This is a genomic window from Robiginitalea insularis, assembly GCF_052497835.1.
Map to the genome: position 1 here is coordinate 1673813 of NZ_CP199296.1, position 13668 is coordinate 1687480.

Genomic DNA, 13668 nt, shown 5'->3' on the forward strand with positions numbered 1-13668 from the left:
TACTTAATTAAGGGCTATATTGTCGATCAGCCTTACCTCACCGAGATAGGCGGCAACAAAGGCCCTGTACTTTTCATTTTTTCTTGGTCGCTTTACGGGCTTTAAACTTTCGGCATGCGAGATTTCAAAATATTCCAGTTCAAAATCCGGATCTTCAGCATAAGCCCTGCTTATTTCTTCCTTCAGTTCTACAGCACTTTTTGTGCCAAATTCCAATTGTGCTTTTTTGAGGGATTTAAAGATGAATGCAGCCTTTTTCCGGAGTCGTTTTGTGAGCTGCCGGTTTCTTGAACTCATCGCCAGCCCGTCTGCTTCCCTGATAATCGGGCAAGGGATGATTTCCACAGGGATCTCACGCTCAGAAACCAGTTTGCGGATAATTTGCAATTGCTGGTAGTCTTTTTCACCAAAATAGGCCCGATCCGGCAAGATCAGCCTGAGCAGGTTCTCCACAATTGTTCCCACCCCTTCAAAATGCCCTTTTCGGAAGGCCCCTTCCATAAATTTGTCCAGTCCCTCAAAATTGTAATTCCGGGATCGGACTTCTTCTCCGTACATCTCCGAAACTTCGGGGGCAAAAACATGTATGCTACCCTCCAGACTTTGCAATTTATTCAGGTCTTCCTCCAGCGTCTTGGGATATTTCTCCAGGTCTTTGGAGTTATTGAACTGTGTGGGATTGACAAAAATGCTGACCAGGACTTCATCATTTTCGGAGAGGGCTGTTTTTACCAGATGTAAATGACCCTGGTGCAGGGCCCCCATAGTAGGGACCAAACCAAGACTGTTTCCGGAATCCCTGACCGAAGCCCTCAATAATTGTACTTCCCCTTTCGTCTTCAACAGTTTCATCCCTGTGTTTTAGCGGCAGCAAACTTACTATAATTACGGCTATTCTTCATAATTTTTGTAATTTTGCAGCTACGTTTACACCCTTTACAAAATTTTGCCTTTATGAACGGGAAAAAGATATTGTTTGTATCTTCTGAATTAGTACCATACCTCCCCGAGAACGAAGTTTCCCTAATGTCTTATGAAGCACCCAGAATGGTCAACAGCAAAGGTGGCCAGATCAGGATATTCATGCCGCGTTACGGGAACATAAATGAACGCCGGCACCAGTTGCATGAGGTAATTCGACTCTCGGGAATGAATCTGGTAATCAACGACATGGATATGCCCCTAATCATAAAGGTAGCTTCTATACCAAAAGAGCGTATTCAGGTATATTTTATCGATAATGAGGAATACTTCAAGCGCAAGGCCACTTTTGCCGATGAAGAAGGTAACCTTTTTCCCGATAACGACGAACGCGCCATATTCTTCGCAAAAGGGGTTGTGGAAACAGTTAAAAAGCTAAACTGGTCTCCCGATATCATTCATGTTCACGGATGGATGGCATCCCTTTTACCACTATACCTTAGGGAATATTATAAAGATGAGCCCCTGTTTGCAGACAGTCGTATTGTAACCTCGGTCTACGGCAGAGGGTTTGAAGGGGAATTAAACCCGGAACTCAGCAAAAAAATAGCCTTTGACAACATATCTGCAGACCGCAGTGCGGTTGTTGACCCCCCCACCTACAATAATTTGTTAAAAGTAGCCCTAGATTATTCAGACGCAATTATCTTAGCCGCTGAAGAGATTCCTGATGAACTACAGGAGTACGCTACCAACCTTCAAAAACCGGTATTGCCATACGTACCTCTTCAGGAATTTGAGGAGGCCTATGCCAATTTCTATACGACCGAAGTTTTAAAATAATTCAGATGAAACGACTCTTAATTTCCCTCGTGGCGGGTATATGTCTTGTCCTGGCCACTGAGTCTTGTGAGGAAGAGGTGGTAACCATTGGTGACGAAGTAATCGGGGGAGAGCCCTTTACCACCGGAAAAGCCGTTTACGATGTGTTTGCATTCAACAAAAACATTGAAGCCGTACCCACAAACAGACTGCCTTTATACCAGCTGGGGGTTTTTAATGATCCGGTTTATGGCCGGACCGAAGGTCGAATTACAAGTCAGTTGAGCCTAGCCGACAACCTCGGGAACCCTACCTTTGGGCGCTATACGCAATTACAGGAGAATACAGACCCGGATGCCATTCCGGAAAATGAAACCATAACGGAGGTAATTTTATACCTCCCATATTTTCAGAATAATAGGGCAGATCTGGATGCCGACGGGCTTATAGACAGCCTGGACGCAGACCCGGAGGATCCCAACAGTGATACGGACGGAGACGGGCTTACGGACGCTCAGGAGCGATCCAGGGGTACAGACCCGCTCAATCCGGATACCGATGGCGATGGGATTTCGGATGGGGATGATGATGCCACCCCCCAGAATATTTTTGCCCAGCGCAAGGATTTGGACAGTATCTACGGAAACAGGGCCGCACCTTTTAATTTTAAGGTGGAGCGCTCTACCTATTTCCTGAGGGATTTAGACCCGAATTCCGGTTTCCAGGAGCAGGAACCATATTTTTCCAACCAGTCTTTCAGCCCAACGTTTGTTTCTGATGTTCTGTTTGATGAGAGCCTTACTATTTCCGACGAAGAGTACCTGATCTTTCAGGAAGATGATCCGGATACTGAAGATGACGAGTCTATATTGGTGGATGAGCGGATACAGCCTGGAATCCGGGTTGCCTTGGATCCTCAGTTTTTCCAGCAGAATTTCCTGGATAAGGAGGGATCTGCCGAATTGCTCAGCAATGCGAATTTCAGGGAGTTTTTCAGGGGAATCCATATGTCACTGACCCCCATTACAGACGATCTGATGATCTTGCTGGACCTCACCAATGCCCGGCTCACAGTCAATTATGAATACGATTTTGAATCTGATGGGGAAATCGAAAGGCGGGAAGACGATTATCAGCTCCGATTGTTGATAGGAGGGCAAAACCAGGCCTTTAGCGGCAATGCCGTAAATACCCTGCTCAATGAAGCTTATCCTGCGGAGATTACCGATGCTTTCGCCTCTTCCGAAAATGCATCTCGTATTTACCTGAAAGGGGGCGCTGGCAGTTTTGCGGAAATCGAACTTTTTGACCTGCTTGGTGGTGGGGACATTATCAACCAGATTAAGCAGAATAACTGGATTATCAACGAGGCCAATCTCGTTTTCTATGTAGACAGGGATCGCCTGGATGCCCAGGGCGGAGCTGTAGAACCTCCCCGTTTATATCTGTACAACGCTGAGACCGATCAGCCTTTGTACAACATCCTTACGGAAACCAACCTCGCTGACAATCCCTTTGGAATATTCCTTAACTACGACGGCTTTTTGGAAGAGTCTTCGGGGAAAGGAATCAAATACACGGTTCGGATAACGGAACACATCAATAATATCGTCATAAGGGATTCGGCCAATGTAACCCTGGGCCTGACCCTGACCCCGGATTTGAGGATATCCGGCGTAAATGACGTTTTACTGCCAGACAATTCCCAAAGGCCGCTCCCGGCCAGCAATGCCATCAGCCCACTCGGAACGGTGCTGATCGGCAGCAATGTAGCTGCGGATGATCCCAAAAAGCTGAAACTGGAGATTTCTTACACCGAAATAACGCAGTAGGAACCGATTAAAGGTAAATTACGTTATATATCCATATTTTTACATTCATCTATTATTGAAGTGCTAGTTTTGTAGCCAAATCATTACGATCAAAATCTTTTGCTATGTGTGGAATTGTCGGTTATATCGGTCACAGGGATGCTTATCCCGTAATCATGAAGGGCCTGCAGCGTCTGGAATACAGGGGCTATGACAGCGCAGGGATTGCCCTGTATGATGGCACACAGATAAACCTTTCCAAGACAAAAGGTAAGGTGGAAGACCTGAGCCGCAAATCCAAAGAGGAAATATCCCTTAATGGCAGCGTGGGCATTGGCCATACCCGTTGGGCTACCCACGGTATTCCCAATGATGTGAATTCCCACCCGCACTTTTCGAATTCAGGAGACCTGGTGATTATCCATAACGGAATTATCGAGAACTACGAATCCGTTAAAAAGGAGCTCATCAAAAGGGGGTACACCTTCCATTCTGATACGGATACGGAGGTGCTCATTAACCTTATCGAGGAAGTAAAAAAGAAGGAAAAGGTAAAGCTGGGCAAGGCCGTGCAGATAGCTTTAAACCAGGTAGTTGGCGCCTATGCCATAGCTGTTTTTGACCGTACCAAACCCGATGAAATTGTAGTGGCTAAATTGGGAAGCCCATTGGCTATTGGGGTAGGCGAAAAAGAATTTTTTATCGCCTCGGATGCTTCACCTTTTATAGAATTCACCAATAACGCTGTGTATCTGGAAGATGAGGAAATGGCCATAATCCGGCTTGGGAAGGAAATCAAATTGCGAAAAATTAAGGACGATGCCATCGCCTATCCGATGATACAGGAATTAAAACTGAACCTGGATGAGATTGAAAAGGGAGGGTATGATCATTTTATGCTAAAGGAAATTTACGAGCAGCCCAGGGCCATTAAGGATACTTTCAGGGGGCGCCTGCTTGTAGACCAGGGCATCATCAAGATGGCCGGAATAGACCAGCACCTGGAACGATTCCTGAATGCGAACCGGATTATTATAGTTGCCTGCGGGACCTCCTGGCACGCCGGGCTGGTAGCCGAATACATCTTTGAAGATCTCGCCCGTATCCCGGTGGAAGTGGAATACGCCTCGGAATTCCGCTACCGTAACCCGGTAATTACTGATAAGGATGTGCTGATTGCCATTTCTCAGTCCGGGGAAACCGCAGATACCCTCGCTGCCATCAAACTGGCCAAAGAAAAAGGGGCCTTTGTATTTGGGGTTTGTAACGTTGTGGGATCTTCTATTTCCCGTGAGACCCATTCCGGAGCCTACACCCATGCCGGTCCTGAAATAGGGGTGGCTTCTACCAAGGCTTTTACCACTCAGATTACGGTTTTGAGCCTGCTGGCTCTGAAACTGGCCAAGGAAAAAGGGGTTTTCTCTGATTCCCGTTTTCACGAAATACTGACGGAACTCGAAAATATCCCTGCCAAGGTGGAAAAAACCCTGGAAGCCAATCCGCTAATTGAAATCATTGCGGAAGTTTATAAAGATTCCACCAATTGTCTGTATCTGGGCAGGGGCTATAATTTCCCTGTAGCCCTGGAAGGTGCACTCAAACTAAAGGAAATCAGCTACATACACGCAGAGGGATACCCTGCGGCCGAAATGAAACACGGCCCCATTGCCCTTATTGATGAGCATATGCCGGTGATCGTTATCGCCACCAAAAAAGGCCATTACGAAAAAGTGGTCAGTAACATACAGGAAATCAAATCCCGCAAGGGCAAGATTATTGCCATTGTCACAGAAGGAGATGAGCAGGTACGGGACCTGGCAGACCACGTGATCGAAGTGCCTGAATGCTCTGAAAGCCTTTCGCCGCTGCTTACCACCATCCCCCTGCAGTTACTTTCGTATCATATAGCTGTAATGCGCGGCTGTAATGTGGACCAGCCTAGGAACCTGGCCAAGTCGGTAACGGTGGAGTAGAATCACGGTAACAGCTAACTATTTGCTACCCAGCATAATTACCCCGATTATAATAAGGAACATTGCAGTTGCAAAGGAGAAGTAAAACTGCCAATAGAGCTTTCCTACTTTTCCTTCATCTTCAAGGCTGCGTTTCCTGTAAAGCGGGAGGTAGGAGAATATCTTTCCTTTTATAAAAAAGCCAAATTTAAAAAGGCTTGCCGATTCCCCCTTATCCCTTAAGTACAAAACAATCAACCTGCTAACCCACAGGTTCCACCATATTAGCAGAAGTGCCAGTATTCCCAGAAAGATAACAAAACCCTGCATGCTTAGATTGATTAGAAAGCTTTACTAAATTTAGTCAATTTTCAATGTTCATACAAGATGAGGACAACTCGAATATTGGTGCTATAAATACTGTATTCCATGGCTCTAAAAAGCCTTGCCCGGCTCCTGAATTCAGGACATCACAAAATTCAGCTCTGTAGATTGTCATATTATTATTATGCACGCATAATTTTGAGAATTTATAATTCGGGTTTTAAAAAAATCTCTATCTTGCTTTAAACTTCTAACGCAAACTAAACTAATGAGAACAATACTTCTTTTTTCCCTGCTCTTAATGGGAATGGGGTCTTTCGCGCAAACGACTGTTACCGGGAATGTAAGTGATGAAAATGGGGAACCTATCCCGGCAGCAAATGTTGTAATAGTCGGAAAAGCTATTGGGACTACTACCGACTTCGACGGGAATTTCACCCTTGAAACTTCAGAGGTGCCGCCTTTTCAGCTGAGGTTCAGCAGCGTGGGTTATTCGGATGCCACGGCGCAGGTAACCACCAATAACCAAAGGCTTACCATTACCCTGGCTGAGGCCCAGACCTTTCTGGATGAAGTAGTTATATCGGCCTCCCGTACCCCGGAACGCCTGTTTGAATCCCCGGTTTCAGTGGAGCGTTTCGGATTAAAGGAGATCAAAAATACCACAGCCGAATCTTTTTATGGCGGCCTGGTGAACCTGAAGGGTGTAGACATCAACACCAACAGTCTTACCTTCCAGTCTATCAACACCCGCGGCTTTGCAACCTTTGCAAATACCCGGTTTATGCAATTAGTAGACGGGATGGACAATACGGCTCCCGGTCTGAATTTCGTTTTGGGGAACCTTGTGGGGATGTCGGAACTGGAGGTGCAGAGCGTGGAAATATTGCCGGGAGCCTCTTCCGCTCTTTATGGAGCCGGCGCCTTTAACGGAATACTATTTATGAGGAGTAAGAGCCCCTTCGATTTTCAGGGGATCAGCACCTATTTTAAAACAGGCTTTACCAATCAGGACGCAGCAGGGACCAATGAATACTATGATTTCGGAATCCGCGCAGCACATGCTTTCAATGATAAACTTGCCATTAAGGCAAATTTCTCTTTCCTGCAGGGGGAAGACTGGCACGCCAACAGCGTGATTGACCTGGCCAGACCCGGAGCAGACCGCTCCAATCCTGCCTATGATGGACTAAATGTATATGGGGATGAAGTAAATTTTTTACTGAATTTTGATGCCGCAGCCGGTTTGCCTTCCGGAACTGTCGGATCTGCCCTTGTCAGCCGGACCGGTTACAACGAGGCCGACTTAACCAATTATAATGCGCAGAGCGTCAAAACGGATTTTTCCCTGTACTACCGCCCCTTTGCCGATGATTTTGAGATCATTTACAACGGCCGTATTGGTAGGGGTAATACTATTTACCAGGGATCCAACCGTTACTCCATCAGGGATTTTATATTGCAGCAGCACCGTATCGAATTCCGAAACGACAACTTTTTCCTGAGGGGGTACATCACCTCCGAAAATGCGGGGAATTCCTATGATACTCGTTTCGCGGCAATCAACGTGAACAGGAGATGGAAAAGTGATCAACAGTGGTTTCAGGATTATGCTGCCACCTATATTGGGGCCCGATTGGGGATAGGAACCGGGGTGCAGCTGGATGAAACCACCGCCCACGCGGCTGCTCGACAGGCAGCAGATACCGGACGTTTCCTGCCCGGAACGCCGCAGTTCAACAATGCTTTAAATTCGGTAATTGCCGACGGCGACTTTACCACTGGTGCAAAATTCATCGACAACACCAAATTCCGTCATATTGACGCAAACTACAACTTCAGCCACCTGACAAAGGATATTGCAGAAATCCAGATAGGAGGATCCTTCCGGGAATACGAGCTGAATTCTGAAGGTACCATTTTTACGGATTTTGATGGTCCAATTACCTACAATGAGTACGGTGCCTATTTGCAGGTCCAGAAAAAATTAATCGATGAGCGTTTGAAATTTACTGGTTCTATCCGTTATGATAAAAATGAGTTTTTTGATGGCTTCCTCTCCCCCAGGCTTTCCGTCTTAGGTACTTTTGGCGAACGGCGCAACCACAACCTCAGGGTCTCCGTTCAGCAGGGATTCCGGAACCCCACCACTCAGGACCTCTTTATTGGCTTGAATGCAGGGAGGGCTATTTTAGTTGGGTCTGCCCCGGCTAACCTTGACCGCGATATCCGAACCTTCCCTTTAAGCGATGCCGGAGCAGCTTTTACGGGCAACAGTACGGCTACCGTAGTCGGCCGTGCCGCTTATGAGAATGCTTTTTCACTAAACTCTGTGCTTTCCGGGAATCCGCAAGCCGTAGAAACGCCAGTGGTAAAACCCGAGGAAATAACGGCCTATGAAGTAGGATACCGTGCACAGATTGGCAGGGTTGCCATTGACATTAGCGGATATTATAATAAATACCAAAACTTCATTTCGAATACCACAGTGCTCGTTCCTTTTTACGGAACCGCCGGAGACGGTGGGGCTTCGCTGCTCGCCTTACAGAATGGCGATAGGTTTGCCTATCAGACCTATACCAATTCCCAGGCGGATATTGAATCCTATGGGGTAACGGCCGGGGTGGATGCCAAAATACTGGGGAATTTTGATATTGGGGTAAACTATACCTTTGCCGACCTGGATTTCAACCAGGCTGCTTTCCCGGATTTCCGGACCAATTTCAACACCCCCAACCACAAGGTGAAAGCCTCCTTCGGGAATACGGAGCTCTTTACCAATTTTGGTTTTAACATCAACTACCGCTGGAGTGACACCTATTTCTGGCAGGCTACTTTTGCCGATGGGCAAATACCGGCCTACACGGTACTGGATGCACAGGTAAATTACGCCATCCCCAACTGGAAATCAGTTGTAAAACTGGGAGCCTCCAATTTGCTTGGTGAGGAATACTTCTCGGCTATCGGAACCGGGGCAGTCGGATCTATTTATTACATCTCACTTACCATTAATCCATAAGAGAAAAAGCATCTTGTAAAAGCGTCCCAAAGGGGGCGCTTTTTTTATTTAAAAAGGACCGAAAAGCATTCTTTTTTACAATGGAATACCATATCTTTGCAGCCGAAAAAACAGCGCCTAACATATATAAGTAGTTTAAAAAGAACACAATGGCAAAAAATTCAGGTAAAGTTTCGCAGATCATCGGACCGGTAATTGACGTTGAGTTTCCATCCGGAACTGAATTACCAAGAATCTATGATTCTATGGAGATTAAAAGGGAAGATGGATCCATTCTGGTACTGGAAGTACAATCGCATATCGGAGAAAATTCTGTGCGCTCCATTTCTATGGACTCTACAGATGGTCTGGCAAGAGGTGTTGAAGTGCAGGCAACAGGAGCCGCCATACAAATGCCTATTGGAGACGATGTTTACGGACGTCTTTTTAATGTGATTGGAGATGCCATTGATGGATTGGGGAATTTGCCAAAAGCCGGCAAGGATGGTTTGCCCATTCACCGGGAAGCACCAAAATTTGAAGACCTTTCAACTTCAACCGAGGTTCTGTTTACCGGGATCAAGGTTATTGACCTGATCGAGCCTTATGCCAAAGGTGGAAAAATTGGACTATTTGGCGGTGCCGGGGTTGGTAAAACCGTACTGATTCAGGAACTGATTAACAATATTGCTAAAGGCCACGGAGGACTCTCTGTATTCGCAGGAGTAGGGGAACGGACCCGTGAAGGAAACGACCTGCTTCGGGAAATGCTGGAATCCGGCATTATCAAATACGGGGACGATTTCCTGCATTCCATGGAAGAAGGCGGCTGGGACCTGAGCAAGGTAGACAAGAAAGCCATGAAGGAATCCAAGGCTACCTTCGTATTCGGACAGATGAATGAGCCTCCGGGAGCCCGTGCGCGTGTTGCGCTTTCCGGGCTTACCATTGCAGAGTATTTCCGTGACGGAGCCGGAGAAGGACAGGGGAAAGACGTTCTTTTCTTTGTGGATAACATCTTCCGTTTTACACAGGCAGGATCTGAGGTTTCGGCTCTTTTGGGACGGATGCCTTCCGCGGTGGGTTACCAGCCTACCCTGGCCACTGAAATGGGGGCCATGCAGGAGCGTATTACCTCTACCAAGCGGGGATCCATTACTTCTGTACAGGCGGTTTACGTACCTGCGGATGACCTTACAGACCCGGCGCCTGCAACTACTTTTGCCCACCTTGATGCAACTACCGTACTTTCGCGAAAAATTGCAGAGCTTGGGATCTACCCTGCGGTTGACCCGCTGGATTCCACTTCGCGAATCCTCACTGCAGACATTCTTGGTGATGAGCACTATGATTGCGCCCAGCGCGTAAAAGAGCTGCTGCAGCGATATAAAGAATTACAGGACATCATCGCCATTCTGGGGATGGAAGAATTATCTGAAGAAGATAAACTGGCCGTTGCACGTGCCCGTAGGGTACAGCGCTTCCTCTCTCAGCCTTTCCACGTAGCTGAGCAGTTTACCGGTATCCCCGGGGTGTTTGTAGACATCAAGGATACCATTAAGGGCTTTAACATGATTATGGACGGGGAACTGGATCACCTTCCGGAATCTGCTTTTAACCTGAAGGGTACCATTGAGGAAGCCATTGAAGCTGGCGAGAAAATGCTGGCTGAGGCTTAATGAGTTAACAGTGGCAGTTGGCAGTTTGCTACCCGGCCATGTGACAAATAGTTAAAGATTATGTATTTAGAAATCGTTTCTCCTGAAGCCACCTTATTTGCAGGTGAAGTAAGTTCGGTAACCGTACCGGGTATCAACGGGGAATTCCAAATGCTTAAGGATCACGCCCCGATCGTTTCCCTGCTGCAGGAAGGCGAAGTGAAAATTACCGGGCAAATCGAGATCGAGGAGGAATTTGAAGATAAGTTCCGCAAGGAAGGCAATGGAAAGACCATTTTGGCTATCAAGAGCGGAACCATCGAATTGAAGAACAACAAGGTTATCGTACTGGCTGATTAAATCGTATGCCTGAACATATATAAACCCGTAAGTCTTTGGATTTACGGGTTTTTTATTTCCAGCATAACACTTCCCAACTTTGATCTGCTTCTTTGTGAAAAGCCACGGACCGGAACCCTACCGCATGATGTGCTTTTAAGGAACGCACGTTAGAGCAGGCTACCTCGGTAACAATGGCTGAAGGCGAAACCATTTTTTTAAAATGATCGTACAGGCCCCTGAAAAGACCCTTCCTTCGAAATTCGGAGGCGATACAAATCTGGCCCATAACCCTGAAATCATTTATGGGCTCATCCAACCCCTTCAATTGTAAAAACATGGGCTGGAGCCCCGGAATTAAGGCAGACAGGTCGGGATGCAGGCAAAGTGCGTAACCTGCGAGTTTCTGGTCTGCCAGGACCATTAACTGCGGACAAAGTGCTTTCATTTTTTGGAGGAGTGGTAAGGTATGCCTGAGGGTAACAAAACCCTCAACGGCTCGTTCTTCTTCAGACAAGACAGAGAAATGATTGAGCTTTTGCAGTTCAAGGATAGATTTTAGCTCCTCTCTGGTTTCAGCAGGTCTGTAAACAATCTCCATAATTAATAACTGAGGAATTCACAAATCTAATTTAGCAGAATTCCGGCTATATACTACCTTTATCATATGTCTGAATTTCCGGAAAAACTAGCATCCAGATTGAATAGGCGCAAGCAGGAAGGAGCCCTCAGAAAGCTACAGCCCAGAACGCATCTTACCGATTTCGCATCTAATGACTACCTCGGTTTTTCCAGGATGGGGCTTCCTTCATCAGAGAAAGGGGAATCTGTCCATAATTCCGGGAGTACCGGTTCCCGGCTTATCAGCGGGAATGATCCGCTTTTTGAAGTATTGGAGGAGAAATTAGCTACATTTCATGGAGCAACTGCTGCTTTGGTATTTAATTCCGGCTACGACGTGAATCTTGGTTTGTTATCTGCAGTTTTACAGCGATCGGATTATATTTTTTATGATGAAAGCGTGCATGCCAGTTTGCGGGACGGCATAAGTCTTGGGCAGGCCAGGGCCTTTAAATTTTCGCATAATGACCTGTCATCCCTTACTTCCAGGATTCAAAATGTCTTTAAAAAGGGACGTAACAGTGACTCTGAAGTATATGTCTTGCTTGAATCTGTCTATTCCATGGAAGGGGATGGCCCGGACTTGGGAGCATTTGCAAGGTTCTGTGAGCAGAATGGTTTTCGATTAATTGTGGATGAGGCGCATGCGGTTGGCATCCTCGGCAAACAGGGCAGGGGAGGTGTAGATGCTGCAGGCCTGAAGGATTTGGTATTCGCAAGGATCGTCACTTTCGGAAAGGCCATGGGCTGTCATGGGGCGGCTGTTTTGGGCTCGGTTTCGCTTAAGGAATATCTGCTGAATTTCAGCAGGTCATTGATATACACCACTGCTCTGCCACCCTATGCCTTGCAACATATTTTGCAAGCTTATCAGGTCCTGGAATCTTCGCAGGGAATGGTTGCCAGGGAACAACTGCAGCAGAATATCCGGGTTTTTCTGGCCGAACAAAAAAAACTTGGGCTGGACCGGTATTTTCTTAAAGGGATCGCAGCTATACAAACCTGTATTATCGGGGGAAATGCTCAAACCAAAGAACTTGCCTCCCTATTACAGAACCAGGGTTTTGATGTAAGGGCTATTCTTTCACCAACCGTTCCCAGGGGCCGGGAATGCCTGAGATTTTGCCTGCACAGCTATAATTCGCCCGAGGAAATCAGGGCGGTTTTGACTATCTTGGCCTCAGCTATGAAAATGTCTGAAAATGAATAGTGCTTACCGGATAGTTGGGGCCTTTGATTATGTGGCAGATGCCGAAATCCTCAGGGTTAAGCTGGAATCGGAAGGGATAGAAGTCTTTCTGAAAGATGCCAATGTCTTGCAGGCGGAACCCTTTATTGCCTCGGCTATTGGAGGTGTGAAGGTAATGGTTTTGGAAAATGACCTGGATCGGGCAAAAGAAATATATGACGCCCTGCGTCCCTATGCCCAGGATAATGATGGTAACCCGATCATTTGTCCAAATTGCAAGGCTGCCCGGTCTGAACGTTACTCGGAACGGAAGAATTTACTTCAAAAATTGTTTCCCTTTGTGGAGGCCCGCAAGTACAGGTGCCTGAATTGCGGCATGATTACCCGATCCGAAAGATGAAAAAGATTTTTGTAACCGGTATTTCCACAGAGGTTGGTAAAACTATAGTTTCCGCCATTCTGACAGAGGCATTGCAGGCAGATTACTGGAAACCCATACAGGCAGGAGACCTGGATTATTCCGACAGTGACAAGGTGCAGCACCTTATCAGTAATCCTCAAAGTCGTATTCACGAAAATGCCTTTGCCCTGAAAACCCCTATGAGTCCGCATGCTGCCGCAGCTATAGATGGTGTTTCCTTAAGCTTAGAACAAATTAATCCTCCTCAAACGCAAAACACCCTTATCATAGAAGGTGCGGGGGGTTTGCTGGTCCCCTTGAATGACAGGGATACCATTCTGGATTTAATACAACCGGACTACAGGGTAGTGGTAGTTTCCCGACACTATCTGGGGAGTATTAACCATACGCTGCTAACCCTGGAATGCCTGTTGCGGAAGGGTCTTGATGTAAGCCTGATTTTCAGTGGGGATGAACATCCCACCACAGAAGAAATAATCTTAAAAAAATCCGGGGTAAGGGTATTGGGGAGAGTAGAAGAACATCCTGAATTTACGAAGGAGGCTATTTCAAAACTCGCAACATCCCTTAGGCCCGCCCTTCAGGCAGCCGGATTTTTTTAGAAAGGAATGC

At 46.7% G+C, this 13668-nt stretch carries 12 protein-coding genes; 9 read left to right on the plus strand and 3 right to left on the minus strand.

Annotation, left to right across the window (positions count from 1 at the left end; all coding sequences use genetic code 11):
* Positions 1–3 precede the first annotated feature (3 nt).
* Entirely contained in the window at positions 4–852 is an 849-nt protein-coding gene (panC, locus tag ACT6NV_RS07655; protein WP_445383893.1) for a pantoate--beta-alanine ligase, read from the minus strand.
* 102 nt (positions 853–954) lie between these two features.
* Between panC and ACT6NV_RS07660 the strand changes: the two genes are divergently transcribed.
* The 3 genes from ACT6NV_RS07660 (at position 955) to glmS (ending at position 5527) form a co-directional block, all read left to right on the plus strand.
* Positions 955–1764, plus strand: a complete 810-nt coding sequence (locus tag ACT6NV_RS07660; RefSeq protein ID WP_445383894.1) for a glycogen/starch synthase — start codon at positions 955–957, stop codon at positions 1762–1764.
* A gap of 5 nt (positions 1765–1769) precedes the next feature.
* Complete coding sequence (locus tag ACT6NV_RS07665; RefSeq protein WP_445383895.1) at positions 1770–3575, plus strand: DUF4270 family protein; 1806 nt, start codon at positions 1770–1772, stop codon at positions 3573–3575.
* Between the two features lie 104 nt (positions 3576–3679).
* Positions 3680–5527: a glutamine--fructose-6-phosphate transaminase (isomerizing) gene (gene glmS, locus ACT6NV_RS07670; RefSeq protein ID WP_445383896.1), complete on the plus strand. Its 1848-nt coding sequence runs from the start codon at positions 3680–3682 to the stop codon at positions 5525–5527.
* An 18-nt stretch (positions 5528–5545) separates the two neighbouring features.
* On the opposite strand, the gene ACT6NV_RS07675 is transcribed toward glmS, so the two are convergent.
* A complete protein-coding gene (locus tag ACT6NV_RS07675; RefSeq protein WP_445383897.1) occupies positions 5546–5836 on the minus strand; it encodes a hypothetical protein in 291 nt (96 codons plus the stop codon).
* A gap of 262 nt (positions 5837–6098) precedes the next feature.
* On the opposite strand from ACT6NV_RS07675, the gene ACT6NV_RS07680 reads away from it, so the two are divergent.
* The 3 genes from ACT6NV_RS07680 (at position 6099) to ACT6NV_RS07690 (ending at position 10846) form a co-directional block, all read left to right on the plus strand.
* Complete coding sequence (locus tag ACT6NV_RS07680; RefSeq protein ID WP_445383898.1) at positions 6099–8849, plus strand: TonB-dependent receptor; 2751 nt, start codon at positions 6099–6101, stop codon at positions 8847–8849.
* A gap of 149 nt (positions 8850–8998) precedes the next feature.
* Positions 8999–10507 (plus strand): F0F1 ATP synthase subunit beta, encoded by a 1509-nt coding sequence (gene atpD, locus ACT6NV_RS07685; protein ID WP_445383899.1) that lies wholly within the window; start codon positions 8999–9001, stop codon positions 10505–10507.
* Positions 10508–10567: 60 nt separating this feature from the next.
* The gene (locus ACT6NV_RS07690) at positions 10568–10846 is read left to right on the plus strand and encodes a hypothetical protein (RefSeq protein ID WP_445383900.1); all 279 of its coding nucleotides are present in this window, start codon (positions 10568–10570) and stop codon (positions 10844–10846) included.
* A 52-nt stretch (positions 10847–10898) separates the two neighbouring features.
* On the opposite strand, the gene ACT6NV_RS07695 is transcribed toward ACT6NV_RS07690, so the two are convergent.
* Entirely contained in the window at positions 10899–11426 is a 528-nt protein-coding gene (locus tag ACT6NV_RS07695) for a GNAT family N-acetyltransferase (RefSeq protein ID WP_445383901.1), read from the minus strand.
* A 99-nt stretch (positions 11427–11525) separates the two neighbouring features.
* Here ACT6NV_RS07695 and ACT6NV_RS07700 point away from each other — a divergent pair, with 99 nt between their 5' ends.
* The 3 genes from ACT6NV_RS07700 to bioD are packed head-to-tail and all read left to right on the plus strand — an operon-like array spanning position 11526 to position 13658.
* Complete coding sequence (locus ACT6NV_RS07700) at positions 11526–12656, plus strand: aminotransferase class I/II-fold pyridoxal phosphate-dependent enzyme (RefSeq protein ID WP_445383902.1); 1131 nt, start codon at positions 11526–11528, stop codon at positions 12654–12656.
* Complete coding sequence (locus tag ACT6NV_RS07705; protein WP_445383903.1) at positions 12649–13035, plus strand: putative signal transducing protein; 387 nt, start codon at positions 12649–12651, stop codon at positions 13033–13035. The genes ACT6NV_RS07700 and ACT6NV_RS07705 overlap by 8 nt, the downstream gene beginning before the upstream one ends.
* The gene (gene bioD / locus ACT6NV_RS07710; protein WP_445383904.1) at positions 13032–13658 is read left to right on the plus strand and encodes a dethiobiotin synthase; all 627 of its coding nucleotides are present in this window, start codon (positions 13032–13034) and stop codon (positions 13656–13658) included. Before ACT6NV_RS07705 ends, bioD begins: the two co-directional genes overlap by 4 nt.
* The last annotated feature ends 10 nt before the right edge of the window (positions 13659–13668 follow it).